General features: G+C 64.7%; 13 protein-coding genes. 6 read left to right on the forward strand and 7 right to left on the reverse strand.

All coding sequences use genetic code 11. The features are described from left to right. Positions 1–247 precede the first annotated feature (247 nt). Positions 248–886 carry an outer membrane protein gene (locus F3H95_RS01805; RefSeq protein WP_143126660.1) on the forward strand — a complete coding sequence of 213 codons (639 nt, stop codon included), beginning with the start codon at positions 248–250 and terminating at the stop codon, positions 884–886. A 76-nt stretch (positions 887–962) separates the two neighbouring features. On the opposite strand, the gene F3H95_RS01810 is transcribed toward F3H95_RS01805, so the two are convergent. Genes F3H95_RS01810 through F3H95_RS01820 form a run of 3 tightly spaced genes read right to left on the reverse strand, consistent with a single transcriptional unit; the run spans position 963 to position 4,196 of the window. Next, positions 963–1,166, reverse strand: a complete 204-nt coding sequence (locus F3H95_RS01810; RefSeq protein ID WP_143126661.1) for a heavy-metal-associated domain-containing protein — start codon at positions 1,164–1,166, stop codon at positions 963–965. Between the two features lie 43 nt (positions 1,167–1,209). Beyond that, the gene (cueR, locus tag F3H95_RS01815; RefSeq protein WP_149744724.1) at positions 1,210–1,647 is read right to left on the reverse strand and encodes a Cu(I)-responsive transcriptional regulator; all 438 of its coding nucleotides are present in this window, start codon (positions 1,645–1,647) and stop codon (positions 1,210–1,212) included. Then, positions 1,644–4,196 carry a heavy metal translocating P-type ATPase gene (locus F3H95_RS01820; protein WP_244617846.1) on the reverse strand — a complete coding sequence of 851 codons (2,553 nt, stop codon included), beginning with the start codon at positions 4,194–4,196 and terminating at the stop codon, positions 1,644–1,646. The genes cueR and F3H95_RS01820 overlap by 4 nt, the downstream gene beginning before the upstream one ends. Before the next feature lie 230 nt (positions 4,197–4,426). Between F3H95_RS01820 and F3H95_RS01825 the strand changes: the two genes are divergently transcribed. Both F3H95_RS01825 and F3H95_RS01830 read left to right on the forward strand, forming a co-directional pair. After that, on the forward strand, positions 4,427–4,858 hold the full coding sequence (locus F3H95_RS01825; protein WP_244617847.1) for a hypothetical protein: 432 nt from the start codon (positions 4,427–4,429) through the stop codon (positions 4,856–4,858). A 10-nt stretch (positions 4,859–4,868) separates the two neighbouring features. After that, positions 4,869–5,231: a hypothetical protein gene (locus tag F3H95_RS01830; RefSeq protein WP_149744725.1), complete on the forward strand. Its 363-nt coding sequence runs from the start codon at positions 4,869–4,871 to the stop codon at positions 5,229–5,231. A 77-nt stretch (positions 5,232–5,308) separates the two neighbouring features. Here the strand turns inward: F3H95_RS01830 and F3H95_RS01835 are convergent, their stop codons facing one another. After that, positions 5,309–6,127 carry a class I SAM-dependent methyltransferase gene (locus F3H95_RS01835; protein ID WP_210248535.1) on the reverse strand — a complete coding sequence of 273 codons (819 nt, stop codon included), beginning with the start codon at positions 6,125–6,127 and terminating at the stop codon, positions 5,309–5,311. Positions 6,128–6,362: 235 nt separating this feature from the next. Here F3H95_RS01835 and F3H95_RS01840 point away from each other — a divergent pair, with 235 nt between their 5' ends. After that, entirely contained in the window at positions 6,363–7,286 is a 924-nt protein-coding gene (locus F3H95_RS01840) for a hypothetical protein (RefSeq protein ID WP_149744727.1), read from the forward strand. Between the two features lie 1,110 nt (positions 7,287–8,396). On the opposite strand, the gene F3H95_RS01845 is transcribed toward F3H95_RS01840, so the two are convergent. Both F3H95_RS01845 and F3H95_RS01850 read right to left on the reverse strand, forming a co-directional pair. Beyond that, positions 8,397–9,290, reverse strand: coding sequence for an NAD(P)-dependent oxidoreductase (locus F3H95_RS01845; RefSeq protein WP_149744728.1), 894 nt, complete (start codon positions 9,288–9,290; stop codon positions 8,397–8,399). A 111-nt stretch (positions 9,291–9,401) separates the two neighbouring features. After that, positions 9,402–10,265 (reverse strand): DMT family transporter, encoded by an 864-nt coding sequence (locus F3H95_RS01850; RefSeq protein WP_143126666.1) that lies wholly within the window; start codon positions 10,263–10,265, stop codon positions 9,402–9,404. Positions 10,266–10,536: 271 nt separating this feature from the next. Between F3H95_RS01850 and F3H95_RS01855 the strand changes: the two genes are divergently transcribed. Continuing rightward, the gene (locus F3H95_RS01855) at positions 10,537–11,895 is read left to right on the forward strand and encodes a PLP-dependent aminotransferase family protein (RefSeq protein WP_149745083.1); all 1,359 of its coding nucleotides are present in this window, start codon (positions 10,537–10,539) and stop codon (positions 11,893–11,895) included. A gap of 276 nt (positions 11,896–12,171) precedes the next feature. On the opposite strand, the gene F3H95_RS01860 is transcribed toward F3H95_RS01855, so the two are convergent. Beyond that, on the reverse strand, positions 12,172–12,639 hold the full coding sequence (locus F3H95_RS01860) for a YcgN family cysteine cluster protein (protein ID WP_143126667.1): 468 nt from the start codon (positions 12,637–12,639) through the stop codon (positions 12,172–12,174). Positions 12,640–12,814: 175 nt separating this feature from the next. On the opposite strand from F3H95_RS01860, the gene F3H95_RS01865 reads away from it, so the two are divergent. Next, positions 12,815–14,998, forward strand: a complete 2,184-nt coding sequence (locus F3H95_RS01865; protein WP_188134265.1) for a transglycosylase domain-containing protein — start codon at positions 12,815–12,817, stop codon at positions 14,996–14,998. The last annotated feature ends 44 nt before the right edge of the window (positions 14,999–15,042 follow it).

Genomic DNA, 15,042 nt, shown 5'->3' on the forward strand with positions numbered 1-15,042 from the left:
ATCTTACTCCTTGCTGGATCGGCGTGCCGCCGGCATGCCCGCGATCCCGTGACCGCCAGCATAAGGGTCTCCTCCCCCAAACCGCAAGCGGTGAAAGAGGCTCCCGTCCCTGCCCATTCCGCAGGCATTTTCACCGCGGCAAGCCGCATTTTCAATCATTGCTGATACTGTGTTGTATATTAGCTACAGCCATATGAACCGCACGCCCTAGATGCGATCCTGTTGCTCATGAAAGGGAAACGAGACAATGAAGAAAATCCTGCTCCTGGCCACGGGCCTTGCCATCTCCACCTCCTCCGCGGCGCTTGCTGCCGATGCGATCTATGAAGCACCGCAGGCGCCGGTCGCCCAGGAACCGGTTGTTCCCGCCTTCACCTGGTCCGGCCCCTATGTCGGTCTGCTCGGCGGCTACGGCTGGGCCAATGGCGATTTCAGCGGCGCGGCGATCGGTTCCGACGATTTCGACGGCGGCCGCATCGGCGGCTTCGCCGGCTATAACTGGCAGATGTCGAACGGCTTCGTGCTCGGCGTCGAAGGTGACGTGAACTACGACTGGAACGACAACGATTACACGGGCGGCTTCAACGCCGGCACCGACTGGTCGGGCTCCGTGCGTGGCCGCGTCGGCTATGCCATGGACCGCGCGCTGATCTTCGCCGCCGGCGGCTGGACGGCCACCAACGGCTTCGTCAAGGGCCCGGGCATCGATTCCGACAAGACCTTCAGCGGCTGGACCATCGGCGGCGGCATCGACTACGCCTTTACCGAGAAGATGTTCGGCCGTCTGGAATATCGCTACAACGATTACGGCGACAAGAACATCAGCGGCATCAATGCCGATTTCGATCAGCATGTCGTCAATGTCGGCATCGGCGTGAAGTTCTGATCCCCTTTGCACGGTTTGACTGTGCAAGAGGCCTCTCCCCGCCCGGCGGGGAGAGGTTTTTCAGTTGCGGCGTCTCTCAGGCAAGTCCCAGCCGTTCGGGGCTGTAGCCCGCGTCACGGATGGCGGCTTCCGCCTTGCCGGCATCGCCGCCCTCGATGGTCACCCGGTGGCCGGCGAGATCGACCGCGACGGGAACGCCCGGCAGCGCCCTGTCCAGCGCCTGTTTCACCGTCTTCTCGCAATGGCCGCAGGTCATGTCGGGCACGTGGAACGTGGTCATCTTTTCATCTCCTTCAGTCATACCAGATTGTCGACAATGCCGCTCATGGCGCCCGCCGGCGGGAACGCGAAGCGGCGGGTATCGGCGGCGGGACATGGCCAGCCAGATCCTCGAGGATCGGGCAGTCGGGGCGCCCGTCGCCGCCGCAGCAATGGGCGAGATGCGACAGCGTCTTCACCATACCCTCCATCTCGGCAATGCGGCGCTTCAGGTCGGCAATGTGCTGCACCGCCACCGCCTTCACCGAAGCACTCTCGCGCGAGCGGTCCTGCCACAGCGCAAGCAGCCGCTCGGTCTCCTCCAGCGAGAAGCCGAGCGAGCGGGCCCGCCTGATGAAGCGCAGCACATGCACCTCGTCATCGCCATAGACGCGGTAATTGTTGTCGCTGCGGGCGGACGGTCTGATCAGCCCGATCTGCTCGTAATAGCGGATCATCTTGGCCGAAACCCCGGAGGCCTCTGCCGCCTGTCCGATGTTCATCGCATGCCTCCCGAAAGATCGAGCGTCTTCAGCCGCAACGCGTTGGTCAGCACGAAGACGCTGGAGAGCGCCATGGCGCCGGCGCCGATCATCGGCGACAGTTGGATGCCGAAGGCCGGATAGAGCGCACCGGCCGCCAGCGGGATCAGCGCCACATTGTAGCCGAAGGCCCAGAACAGGTTCTGGCGGATATTCGCAAGCGTCGCGCGACTGACCGCAATCGCATCGACAACCGCTGTCAGATCGCCGGCGGACAGCACCACATCGGCGCTTTCGATGGCCACATCCGTGCCGGTGCCGATGGCAAGGCCCACATCGGCCGCCGCCAGGGCCGGCGCATCGTTGATGCCGTCGCCAACGAAGGCCACCCGTTCGCCGCGCGCCTGAAACGCCTTCAATGCGTCCACCTTTCCGGCCGGCAGCACCTCGGCCACCACCTCCCCGATGCCGACCTCGGCGGCAACCGTGCTTGCCGTCAGGGCATTGTCGCCGCTCACCATGGCGACCTTGAGGCCAAGCGCCTTCAGCCGCGCAATCGCCGTCCGGCTCGATGGCTTGAGCGGATCGGAGACGGCGAGGATCGCCGCCAGCTGCCCGTCGATCGCCGCATAGAGCGGCGTCCTGCCGGCCCGGCCCAGCCCATCGGCCCTCTCGGCAAACGCCGCAACCGACAGGCCGAGCCTTTGCATGAAGCGGTCGGCACCGATAGCGACGCGGCGGCCTTCGACGACCGCCTCGATGCCATAGCCCGCCTCGGCCCGAATGCCGGAGGCCGCCGGCACGGCAAGGCCGCGCGCCTGAACGGCCGCGAGAATGGCCTCTGCCACCGGATGTTCCGAGCGCGCCTCCACTGCCGCGACGGCAGAGAGCACGGTATCCTCGTCAAAGCCCTCGGCCACCGCCACATCCGTCAGTTCGGGGCGGCCGCGCGTCACGGTGCCGGTCTTGTCCAGCACCACCATGGTCACGCCCTGCAGGGCCTGCAGCGCATCGCCCTTGCGAAACAGCACGCCGCGTTCTGCCGCGCGGCCGGTGCCGACCATAATCGAGGTCGGCGTCGCAAGCCCCATGGCGCAGGGGCAGGCGATGATCAGCACCGCAACCGCCGCCACCAGCGCATGCGGCAGCGCGGGTTCGGGGCCGAGGAGCAGCCAGATCCCGAAGGTCAGCAGCGAGATAGCCATGACCGCCGGCACGAACCAGGCCGTCACCCGGTCCACCACCGCCTGGATCGGCAGCTTGGTGCCCTGCGCCTGTTCCACCAGCCGGATGATCTGGGCAAGCAGCGTATCGCCCCCCACTCTGTCGGCCCGGAAGCGGAAACTGCCGGTGCCGTTGATCGTGCCGCCCACCACGGCGGAGCCGGCCTTCTTTTCCACCGGCAGCGGCTCGCCGGTCATCATCGATTCATCCACATGCGAGGCGCCGTCGAGCACGGTGCCATCCACCGCGATCCGCTCGCCGGGGCGCACGATCAGCACGTCGCCGGGCTCCACCGCCTCGGCGGGAAGATCGACGGTCTCGCCATGACGCTCCACCCGCGCCGTCCTGGCCTGCAGGCCGAGCAGGCGGCGGATGGCAGCCCCCGTGCGGCCTCTTGCGCGCGCCTCCATCAGGCGCCCGGCCAGGATCAGCGTCACGATCACGGTTGCCGCCTCGAAATAGACATAGCGCGCCTCAGCCGGCAGCAGGTGCGGCGCAAAGGTGGTGACGAGCGAATAGGCATAGGCCGAGAGCACACCGAGCGCCACCAGCGCATTCATTTCCGGATGACCGCGAAAAAGCGCCGGCAATCCGGTTCTCAGAAAGCGGAAGCCGGGGCCAAAAATCACCGCCGTGGCGAGCGCCGCATAGCCATAATGGAGAAGCCGGGTGTCGACCGTCCCCATCAGCCAGTGATGAAAGGGCGCATAGAGATGGCCGCCCATCTCCAGCACGAAGAGCGGCAGGGTGAGCAGGACGGCAACCACCAGATCCCGCTTCAGCCGCGCGGCATCCTCTTCGTGATGATCATGCGGCCCGGCGGCGCCGGCCTCCCCCTTCGCATGCCCCTGCGCATTCCCCTGCGCCAGCGCGGAATGGCCACCCGCCGCGACCGGGGCTGCCGGCTGCGGCGCAAGACCCTGCCCCTTCACCACTGCCCGCAGGCTGCGGGAAAGATCCCGCCCGAAGGCCTCCACCGTCACCTGGGCCGCCCCCGGCGCAGGCGACACGGAGACGACGCCGGGCAGCGCTGCAAGCGCTGCCGCAAGCCGCGCGGCCTCGGCATCCGTCGGCACCCGTTGCAGCGCAAGCGTCAGCTGCTCCGGCTTCGGCTCGTAGCCCGCCTTGCGGATCGCCTCGGCCAGCAGGACGGCCGAAAAGCCCTCGCCCGGCTCGACCGTCAGGCTTTCGGTTGCAAAGTTGACGGCGCTGGAGGCCACCCCCGGCACCTTCGCCGCCGCCTGCTCCACCCGCCGCACGCAGGAGGCGCAGCTCATGCCCTCCACCGGAATGATCAGCGGCTCGGCGCCGGCGAGGGTCCGGGCGGTGGTCACGGTCTGGTTCATGCCTTCCATCCTTCCGGGACGCGCATGGGGCATCCCTGTCTTTCTCCCATGTAGGGCTTCCCATCATGGGAAGGTCAAGCCCTCCTTGTCAGACGGGAAAAGCACAAGCCTCCGGCTGCCACCGTTGTTGAACATCAGAATATAATCTGCAATTGCATTGGAATTATCTTGCGTGAAATCAATAATCACTTATGTTAATTTCCATCAATTTCATGATCAGGGGGACTTTCATGAAAAAGATGTATTTGGTCATATCGCTCTCTCTTCTCGCGTCATGCTCCATTTTCGTACCGACCTATGACGAGGTGATTTACCAGAAGATCAGCGCAGTCAACGATGATCTGGACAAGATCAATGCGGCGGCATCCAAGGTCTATGCCGCACCACCCGCCTTTTCCAAGGTCGAGAGCTATTATGTCGATGCCACCGCCAATCTCGATGGGGCGATTGAGGTGGCCGAAGGACGGGCAACCTACCTGAAGAGCAGAATTTCGGGGCGACCGGCCGAAATCGTGGCGACGGCACTGAAGACGTGCCAAACGACACTTCAGGCACAGCTGGAAGCGCATCGCAAGGCTGCTCTCAATGCGGACACGCTGGCCGTCTTCGCAGCGAAAGAGGCCTGCGCAATTCCCCGTGTGATGGAAAACCGGCTGAAATAGGTGGTGCGAGATGACGACATCCATTGATCTTTCGACATTCAAGCCCAAGACAGCAGACGAACTGTTCAGCGGCATCCTAGCAAACATCGTCTCGGTGCTGAAGAACAACGTCGAGGAGATCAAGAAGGAGATTTCGGTCCACCTTCAGTCTCTGGCCAAGAAGGCCTGGCTCACCCAGCTTGGCCTCGCCAAAGGCACCATCACGCGTGAAAACGCGGATATCGCGATCCATACGCAGGAACTGGCGCTGAGCAATGTCCTGCTGCTGGTGGAATTCATGACCTACGAACTGGTGCAGGACGTTATCGATGCGGCCTTTTCCGTGGTCAGCGCAGCCATCAAGAACCTGACCGGCATCGAGTTGAAATTCTAGCCGGCGGGATACGGAGCCTTGAACCCGTCGCCGCAGCCAGGCGGCCGGCGGGCGACAAAGCGCATGCAGACCCGACATCAGGTCGGCGATCTCCCCGAATCGGGCGAAAGCACCTCGTCTTGCATGTCGTGTTGCTGCGCCCCCATTTCATAGAGAAACAGTTGCGTCCGGCGCCTGTCGGGCAGTTCCCACACCGCATCCGGCGCTACGTCCGGCACGGCAAAGCTGTTGGAGACGAGCAGGCTTCCGGGCTTCATCTCGGCTTTCGCCTTGGCAAACAGTCTTGGCATGGGTTCGGGCGAGAGGAAGGCATAGACGAGATCGGCCTCCGACAGATCCGTCGCCCACAGATCCTGCCGCAGAATGGTTCCGCGCCCGGTGAGGCGGGAAAGCGCCTTCGAAACGAGAAAGGCCATCGGCGCCGTTTCCACCCCGGTGGCCCGGCACTCTTCCCCGGCCAGCGCCCGCACCACGCCGCCAAAGCCGGAGCCGAGATCGATGGCATGGCGCACGCCGCGCTCCCGCGCCAGATCCGCCAGCGCCGCCGCCGTGACCCCGTTCGTCAGGTAAAGCGGCACCCGCTCGCGCGCCGTGTTGGAATAGAAGAGATAGAGCAGCACGAAGGCCAGCCCGAAGGGCCAGGCCGGCAGGCTGCCGAATGTCAGCCCCAGCCCGAGCGCTGCCGGAAACAGAAGCGCGATCCACACCCACCAGACCGGCAGCCGCAACAGAACCGTCACCCCCGCCGCCACGAGCGCCTGCACCCCCACCGCCGCCCAAGGCCACCAGCCGCCCGCCGGCAGCAGAGGCCGCAGAAGAAGAAGCAGCGCCAGCACCAGCCCAACCGCCAGCCCCTGCGCCAGCACCGCACCAAGAATGGGAAACCGCCGGATCATGTTCATGCGGGCGAGGATAGAGGAGATTCGGGGGGAGCGGGAGTGGGGGGCGGGAGGGGATTGGCGGCTGTCGGCATATTCGTGCCGAGATAAATCCGGCCGCTGTCGGAGGACCGAGGCTTTGATCCGCACAAGCCGGAAAGCTATCGCTCCTCCCGTGCGCAAACCTTTACCACGCGAGCCATCAAAAGCACTTGAAGCGTATAGTAGAAACGTATGGCACACGGCATGTCGCATGTACTATCTTGCTGCTATGAAGCCAGACGATATCCCGGATGAAAACCTACTCTATTTGGTCGGCATGACTGACAAAGAACTGTTTGATGCCGGAGAGGACATCAAACAGCGGTACTGGAAAGTCCCTCAAGCGGTTATGCAGAAGCTCGGGTACGTAAACGGCTATGTGATTGCCGGACGCGGAAAGCCCAAAATCCTCCAACGGATTGAGGATGCTTTTGCTTCGATCTATCGGCAGCAGGACATTGCAATGGGAGGCCACATCGGCGTTTTCATGTACCGGGACATCTTCGCTCGCGTCGGTGTTCCGCATGTTTATGGGCAAGTCAGCCTAAACCCTTTTGACTTTGTCGAGCTCACTCCCGTCCAACTTCGGATTATCCAAACAGAGCCGGAGGAGATAGCGACATATCTTGATCAGTTTTCAGACATAGCGGATGTTCAATACGGAACGCAGGCGTTGAAGAAGCCTTTCGTCAAAAGCGAGCTTGTCGTTCGCTACATCGGACTTTCGCGGCTACACCTGCATTCCGCATCTGCTGTTCTAACAGGTGGTTATGATTACAGGGGAGCCGTGCAAAGTTCGCTCCTTGCAACCGAATTGGCTCTAAAATCTGGTGCTGCGGCACTGGGCCTAACTGACCATGAGATTAAGAAGCAGTTCAACCACGACAACGCGAAGATTGCCGACTTCGTGGGGGCTGGCTGGAGCGCATTCGATTGTGCGCGGGTAAAGCGGGTAATTGCGACACAGCCTCCTTATGTGCCCAATCGATACTCGGCCACACAGCCTAGTCGGAGGGAGGTCGGGCATCTTGTGATGGGCGCGCAGTACATCGTATCGGAGGTTGTCAGACAGATGTCAGATCGGGATTTTCGAAGCGGTGTTCAACCGCCCATAGCGCGGCGCTATCCCGCATAACACTGAAGCATTTCGGATGCTACATCGTCGCGGGCCATAATGGACGTACGTCCGACTTGTCTAGCGGGGTATAGACTGGCTCAGTTTCTGCCTCAACCAACGGACTGAATGCTCCCGGTTTCCGAGCGTAACGGTCTACCCACAAATCCACGGTGGCCTGCTCCAAATTCACCATACAGTTGACCATTCCCCCCCCCCGCTTCTGTACGGCGATACAAGGATTGGGAGTTTTTTGGCCAGTGGACCACAAACCCGCACATGAGATCGCTTTTGGAATCCCCAGCCACCTGCTCTACGCCCGAAACGAAGGCCAAAAGCCGACACGCAAACCAGCCAAATCATTCGCTGCATTGCTTGCCGCCCCCTCACCCCGCCTCCGCTTTGCTCGGCGGACCTCTCCCCGAGGGGAGAGGGGAAACGCGGGCGGCGTGCCGCAATCGGTCTGAGTTTCGTTGGAGGACGCAGAGGGTGCGGCTCATCCCTTCTCCCCTCGGGGAGAAGGTGCCCGTAGGGCGGATGAGGGGGACGCTCTCACCAGCAACCGCCCTGCCATTTCGCCCCCTCGCCCCGCCTCCGCTTTGCTCGGCGGACCTCTCCCCGAGGGGAGAGGGAAATGGCGGGCGGCGTGCCGCAATCGGTCTGAGTTTCGTTGGAGGACGCAGAGGGTGCGGTTCATCCCTTCTCCCCTCGGGGAGAAGGTGCCCGTAGGGCGGATGAGGGGGCGGGCGCTCCCCCAACAACCGCCCTGCCGTGCCGCCCCCTCACCCCGCCTCCGCTTTGCTCGGCGGACCTCTCCCCGAGGGGAGAGGGGAATAGCGGGCGGCGTGCCGCAAACGGTCTGAGTTTCATTGGAAAACGCAGAGGGCGCGGTTCATCCCTTCTCCCTTGGGGGGCCGAAGGGCGGGACGAGACGCGTGGCTCGGCCCCGGTCAGGTGCCCGTAGGGCGGATGAGGGGGACGCTCTCCCCAGCAACCGTCCTGCCGTGCCGCCCCCTCACCCCGCCTCCGCTTTGCTCGGCGGGACCTCTCCCCGAGGGGGAGAGGGGAAAGGCGGGCGCCGTGCCACATTTTTCCCATCTGCACCGGGAGCCTGAAGCCCCCCACAAAAACCTACCGCGTCACATAGTTCCGCCAGTCGTGTTCCTCGCGAAAACCCAGCAGGTCGCGGATCTTGGCATTGCTGATCGGCGCCTCAAAACCGTCGAGCGAGCCGGTGATCGGGGTGCCGGGGGCCCATAGGGCGAGGAAATCGCGGGTGGGTTCGTCGGCGGTGATCGTGTCGTTGACGGCGTTGAACACCTGGAAGCCGAGGCCGTCCTTGCCCAGGCAGAGATCGACGATCTGGCCGAGATCGCGGGCGTCGATATAGCTCCAGGCATTGCGCTTGCGCATCGGCGGGTTGGCGAGATACTGCGGAAAGTTCGCGTAATCCTCGGGCGAGACGACATTGCCGATGCGCAGCGCATAGATATCCGCCTTGAAGCGCATGGCAAAGGCGCGCGCCGTCTTCTCGTTCACCACCTTGGAAAGGCCGTAGCTGTCCATGGGGTCCACGTCATAGTCTTCCGTCAGCGGGAACTGGTGGTAATCCTTGTCGCCTTCCGCAAAGCACACGCCATAGGTGGTTTCGCTGGAGGCGATGACGACCTTCCGGATGCCGAGCTTCATCGCCGCCTCGATGACATTGTAGGTGGAGAGCGTGTTGGCGGCAAAGGTGGTGTTGTCGGGCTGGATGAGAATGCGCGGCACGGCGGCAAAATGCACCACGGCATCCACTTTCGCCGGGCCATCCCCCGTTTCCAGCCCGTCGAAGCCGAAATGCTGGGAGAGCGCGTTGAACACTTCGCCGGAATGGGTGAGATCGGTGATCAGCGTCTCCACACCCTCTCCCGGAAAGGGTTTGAGGTCGAGGTTCAGCACCCGGTGCCCCTTTTCCTGCAGATAGGGCACCACATGCCGCCCCGCCTTGCCGCTGCCGCCGGTGAAAATGATCCGCTTGCCCATGGTAAAACGCCTCCCGTTTGATGCTGTCGGGCAGAGATAGGGGATGGGCCGGCGGATGGGAAGAGGATCGTCCCTCAGCGTGAGACGAGGCGGCCGGGGCGGAAGCGGGCGTCAGCGGGCAAAGCGGCGGGCGCCGGCCACGCAGGCCACCACGCAGAGCGTCACCGCCAGCATGGCGGGGCTGACCGCCTCCCCCAGCACGAGCGCCGCCAGAAGCAGGCCGAAGAAGGGCTGCAGCAGCTGCAGCTGGCCGATCGCCGCCGTGCCGCCGAGCGCCAGTCCCCGATACCAGAAGATGAAGCCCACCATCATGCTGAACACCGAAACATAGGCGAGCCCCGCCCAGGCCGGGGCCGAGATGGTGGCAAACGAGGCCGGCAGCGTCAGCGCCGCCATCACCGTCATCACCGGCAGCGCGATCAGCAGCGCCCAGCAGATCACCTGCCAGCCGCCGAGCTTTCGCGAGAGCTTTGCTCCTTCCGCGTAACCCAGCCCGCAGAGCAGGATCGCCGCGCACATCAGAAGATCGCCCGCAAGCGCGCCCTCCCCGCCCTTCGCCAGCGCAAAGCCCACCACGCAGGCGCTGCCGAGGCCGGAAAACAGCCAGAACAGCGGGCGCGGCCGCTCCGCCCCGCGCAGCACCGCAAAGCCGGCGGTGGCGAGCGGCAGAAGCCCGATGAACAGGATGGAATGGGCGGACGTGATGGTCTGCAGCGCGAGCGCCGTCAGAAGCGGAAAGCCGACGACGACGCCAAGCGCCACGACGGCAAGCGGCACGAGATCAGCCCGCGCCGGCTTCTTTTCCCGCATGACCAGCAGCAGCGCCGCGCCGATCAGCGCGGCAATCACCGCACGCGCCGAGGTCAGGAACAGCGGTGCCAGATCGCTGACCGCCACGCGCGTGGCCGGCAGCGAACCGCTGAAAATGATGACGCCCAGCAGGCCGCTGCCGACGCCGCGGAAGGATGTGTGCATGAAAACCCTCGCAGATGAGGCCTTCATTTTCACAGGACAGGGGCTTGCCGCCGAGATACAGTACCGTACAATTCTGTCAAACTGTATGGATACTTCCTGCCATACAGTGCGCTCCATCACGATGCGCCATCCGGCCAACACCATGAGGATACCGATGCCGACCGCGTCTGCCCGCAGCGCCCCGATGGTTCCGGATGCGGCCACCGCCTCTCCCTCCTCCTTTCCCCTCGCCTCCCCCCTAGCGTCTCCCCTGGGGCGCACCCGTCTCGTGATGGAAACGATCCGCCTGCGCATTGCCGCCCGCGCGCTCGGCCCCGGCGACCGGCTGCCCTCGATCCGGGGGCTGGCGGCAAGCCTCGGCGTCTCGCCCTCCACTGTGGTGGAGGCCTATGACCGGCTGGCGGCGGAGGGGCAGATCCGCGCCCGGCGCGGCGCGGGCTTCTTTGTGGCCTCGGGGGCCGCCCCGCCGCTCTCGCTGACGGAGATGCAAAGCCCCGCCGCCCGCGCGGTCGATCCCTTCTGGGTCACGCGGCAATCGCTCGATGCGGTTGGCGACCGGCCAAAACCCGGCTGCGGCTGGCTGCCGGCCGAGTGGATGCCGGAGGCGGCGCTGCGCAAGGCGCTGCGCCAGGTGGCGCGCGGCGAAACGCGGCTGCTGATGGAGTATAGCCCGACGCTCGGCGCGCCGTCGCTGCGCAGGGTCATTGCCGCCCGGCTTGCCGAGGAAGGGCTTGCCGCACCGCCGGAGCAGATCCTGCTCACCACCTCGGCCACGCAGGCGCTGGATCTTATCTGCCGCCTGCTGCTGAGGCCGGGCGATCCGGTGCTGGTGGACGATCCCTGCTTCTTCAATTTCCAGGCCCTGCTGAAGGCGCATCAGGCGCGCATCCTCAGCGTGCCCTTCCTGCCGGGCGGGCCGGATCCGGCAGCCTTCGAAGCGGTCGTGGCGCGGGAACGGCCGCGCCTCTACCTCACCAATGCCGCCCTCCACAACCCGACCGGCGCCTCGCTCCTGCCGCAGGTGGCGCACCGGATCGTGGCGAGCGCCGCCCGATACGACATGCCGATCGTGGAGGACGATATCTTTGCCGATTACGAACCGGACCCCTCGCCGAGGCTGGCCGCCCTCGACGGGCTCTCCAACGTCATCCGCATCGGCAGCTTTTCAAAGACGATCTCGGCTTCGCTGCGCACCGGCTATATCGCCGCCCGGGCCGACTGGATCGCGCCGCTGACCGACCTGCAGGTGGCCGGCCATTTCAGCGGCCCGAGCCCCTTCGTGGCGGAGGTTCTGGCGGAACTCCTGACGGGCGGCTCCTACCGCAAACACCTGGACGACCTGCGCCACCGGCTGGCGGGTGCAAGGCGGACGGCGGTGCAGATGCTTGCCCCGCTCGGCATCTCCCCCGTGCTTCTGCCCCGCGGCGGCTTCACCCTCTGGTGCCGCCTGCCGGACGGCGTCGATGCCGTCGCCACGGCGGAAGCCGCCCTGTCTGAGGGCACCGTGCTTGCCCCCGGCAACGTGTTCAGCCCGACGCTCTCAGCGCCAAACCTGATGCGCTTCAACGTGACCCAGATGACCGATCCCCGCCTGCCGGAGGTGCTGAAGGCGGCGATGCGGGGCTCGTGAGGGCATCAGAAAGCCCCCTCTGGCGACAGCCATCACCGCCACAAAACAAGGCTATTCCATCTGAAACAAGGCCCCTGCCCACCAAGAGAAGGACTTTAACCCAGCCGACCCGCCGAAGCCGATCAAGGCCCGGGCGGGTACCTCAAACCCTCTCCCTTGTGACCGGTTGAGGAGCGTTTCCCGAAGCGAGGCAATCGATCCAGTCGACCGATTGCCGCGACGAACGCGGCAGCAAGAGGGGGCCTTCGCGCATTGTCCCGAACGTCAAGCATTCGATCACCGCGCCTTCGCCGTCTCCCCCACCGTCAGCGGCCAGTCCACGAGGTAATCCTCGAAATCATCGACATCCACCTCCTCCTCGGAAATGGTGCGGCCTTGCGCGGAAATACCGGCCTGGTGCACGGTGTCGGGGTCGCCGGAGATCAGCGGGTGCCACCAGTAGAGGTCCTCGCCGTCGCGCACCAGGCGATAGCCGCAGGTGGGCGGCAGCCAGGGGATTTCGTGCAGGCTTTCCACCGTCAGCTGGATGCAGTCCGGCACTGTTTCCTGGCGGTTCTCATAGTCCTTGCAGCGACAGCTTTGCCCGTCCAGCAGCCGGCAGGCCACCGAGGTGAAGGCCACCTCGCCGGTGTCCCAGTCCTCCAGCTTGTTGAGACAACAGAGGCCGCAGCCGTCGCAGAGGCTTTCCCATTCGGCCTGGGTCATTTCGTCCAGGCGTTTCGTTTTCCAGAACTGGTTTTCCATCTTGTCTTTTTAGCACCGGCTGATCAAAGTCTGAAGGAGGGGGCGGCAAAGCGCTGTCGCCTGCCCCGGCGTCAACCATTTGTCAGCCATTTTCGCCGTAAGCGGTTGGTGAAGGCTTTTCCTGCTTCGTGCGGGATGCGTCAAGCCGTCCGGGTCCCAGCAAGGAATTTCCAAGGTGCAGGACGATCCCCATCCTTCCCGAAGCAAGCGTCGCCGCAGGCGGCATCTGCTGCTGCGCATCGACAGCTGGATCGATTCCACCGTCTGGACGGCAGGCTTCCGGGCCGCCGAGATCTGGGAGGAAATCACCATCTTTTCGCGCCGGTTTCGCGTGCGCGGCTGGAAGCGGGTGGTGGTGGAACTGGCCGACGAGGCAATGACCTTCGGCACGGCTGGCTTCGTGCTGCTGCTCGCGCTGGCGCTGCCGGCATTCGAGGAAACCAAGAAGGACTGGCGCAACCATGGCGATTTCGCCGTGACCTTCCTTGACCGCTACGGCAACGTGATCGGCCATCGCGGCATCATCCACGAGGATTCGGTGCCGATCGACAAGCTGCCGGATCATCTGGTCAAGGCGGTGCTGGCGACCGAGGACCGCCGTTTCTTCAGCCATTTCGGCATCGATTTCCTAGGCCTCGCCCGCGCGCTCAACGAAAACGCCAAGGCAGGCGGCGTGGTGCAGGGCGGCTCGACGCTGACCCAGCAGCTCGCCAAGAACCTGTTCCTCACCAACGAGCGCTCGCTGGAGCGCAAGATCAAGGAAGCCTTCCTGGCGCTCTGGCTGGAGGCCAACCTGTCGAAGAAGGAGATCCTGCGGCTTTATCTCGACCGCGCCTATATGGGCGGCGGCACGTTCGGGGCGGCCGCTGCGGCACAGTTCTATTTCGGCAAGAACATCACCGACGTGAACCTTGCGGAGGCCGCGATGCTGGCCGGCCTGTTCAAGGCGCCGGCCAAATATGCGCCGCATGTCAACCTGCCGGCGGCGCGCGCGCGTGCCAACGAGGTGCTGACCAATCTCGTGCAGGGCGGACTGATGACCGAGGGCCAGGTGGTGGCGGCACGGCGCAATCCGGCCAGCGTCATCGACCGGGCCGAACAGCCGGCGCCGGATTACTTTCTCGACTGGGCCTTTGACGAGGTGCAGCGGCTGGCGGCAGACGGCCGGCTGAAGAAGCATTCCGTCATCGTGCGCACCACCATCGACATGGGGTTGCAGCAGGCGGCCGACGATGCGGTGGAAAGTTCTCTGCGCGAATATGGCGACAGCTACAAGGTCAAGCAGGGCGCGCTGGTGATGATCGAGACCGGCGGGGCCGTGCGCGCCATGGTGGGCGGGCGCGATTACGGCGAAAGCCAGTTCAACCGCGCCACCAAGGCGCTGCGCCAGCCGGGCTCCTCCTTCAAGCTCTATACCTATACGGCGGCGATGGAGCATGGTTTTACGCCGGACACGATGATTTCCGATGCGCCGATCACCTGGCGCGGCTGGTCGCCACAGAATTATGCCCGCTCCTACAAAGGCCGCGTCAGCCTGCTGACGGCCATGGCGCAATCGCTCAACACCGTGCCGGTGCGGCTTGCCAAAGAGGAACTCGGCATCGACGTGATCGTCGAGACGGCGAAGAAGATGGGCGTCGAGACCCCGCTGCGCACCGACAAGACCATTCCGCTCGGCACCTCGGAAGTCACCGTCATGGATCAGGCCACCGCCTATGCGGTGATGCCCTCCGGCGGGCTGCAGACGCGGCGCCACGGCATTGCCCAGGTGATGGATTACGAGGGCGACGTGCTCTACGATTTCGACCGCGACGAGCAGCCTGCCCAGCGCGTCGTCAGCGAACAGGCCATGGCCTCGATGAACCGCATCCTGACCCAGATCCCGGTGATCGGCACCGCGCGGCGGGCGGCCCTCGATGGTGGCATCGTCACCGCCGGCAAGACCGGCACCTCGCAGGCCTATCGCGATGCCTGGTTCATCGGCTTCACCGGCAATTACACGGCCGCCGTCTGGTTCGGCAATGACGACTTCACCTCGACCAACAACATGACGGGCGGCTCGCTGCCGGCGATGACCTTCAAGAAGCTGATGGATTACGCCCATCAGGGCATCGAGCTGAAGCCGATCCCCGGCATCGACAACCCGCTGCCGAACGGCAACCACGCGACCGGCACCCCCGTTGCCGCCAAGGGCGCGGAACCCAGCCCGCCGGCCCTCAGCCGCCCGCGATCGCTATCGGCCGACAGCACGCGCCTTCTGCGCCGCATCGCGCGCGATCTCGCAACCGCCCCGCCGCTGCCTGCCCAGAAGGTGGCGGAAGCGACGCCCGCAGCGATCGGCGCAAGTGTCGAGCGGTGAGGCAATCTCGATCATCAGCTTTCGCCCCGCCAGCGAGCAGGAAC

Source organism: Rhizobium sp. RU35A, assembly GCF_900156005.1.
GTDB classification, from domain to species: Bacteria; Pseudomonadota; Alphaproteobacteria; order Rhizobiales; family Rhizobiaceae; genus Neorhizobium; species Neorhizobium straminoryzae.

Excerpts from the sequence above, each read along its gene's own strand:
- F3H95_RS01805 (WP_143126660.1), top strand. The coding sequence starts at position 248 with ATGAAGAAAATCCTGCTCCTGGCCACGGGCCTTGCCATCTCCACCTCC.
- F3H95_RS01855 (WP_149745083.1), top strand. The coding sequence starts at position 10,537 with ATGGAAACGATCCGCCTGCGCATTGCCGCCCGCGCGCTCGGCCCCGGC.
- F3H95_RS01820 (WP_244617846.1), bottom strand. The coding sequence starts at position 4,196 with ATGAACCAGACCGTGACCACCGCCCGGACCCTCGCCGGCGCCGAGCCG.
- F3H95_RS01830 (WP_149744725.1), top strand. The coding sequence starts at position 4,869 with ATGACGACATCCATTGATCTTTCGACATTCAAGCCCAAGACAGCAGAC.
- F3H95_RS01835 (WP_210248535.1), bottom strand. The coding sequence starts at position 6,127 with ATGATCCGGCGGTTTCCCATTCTTGGTGCGGTGCTGGCGCAGGGGCTG.
- F3H95_RS01840 (WP_149744727.1), top strand. The coding sequence starts at position 6,363 with ATGTACTATCTTGCTGCTATGAAGCCAGACGATATCCCGGATGAAAAC.
- F3H95_RS01810 (WP_143126661.1), bottom strand. The coding sequence starts at position 1,166 with ATGACCACGTTCCACGTGCCCGACATGACCTGCGGCCATTGCGAGAAG.
- F3H95_RS01845 (WP_149744728.1), bottom strand. The coding sequence starts at position 9,290 with ATGGGCAAGCGGATCATTTTCACCGGCGGCAGCGGCAAGGCGGGGCGG.
- F3H95_RS01825 (WP_244617847.1), top strand. The coding sequence starts at position 4,427 with ATGAAAAAGATGTATTTGGTCATATCGCTCTCTCTTCTCGCGTCATGC.
- cueR (WP_149744724.1), bottom strand. The coding sequence starts at position 1,647 with ATGAACATCGGACAGGCGGCAGAGGCCTCCGGGGTTTCGGCCAAGATG.
- F3H95_RS01850 (WP_143126666.1), bottom strand. The coding sequence starts at position 10,265 with ATGCACACATCCTTCCGCGGCGTCGGCAGCGGCCTGCTGGGCGTCATC.
- F3H95_RS01860 (WP_143126667.1), bottom strand. The coding sequence starts at position 12,639 with ATGGAAAACCAGTTCTGGAAAACGAAACGCCTGGACGAAATGACCCAG.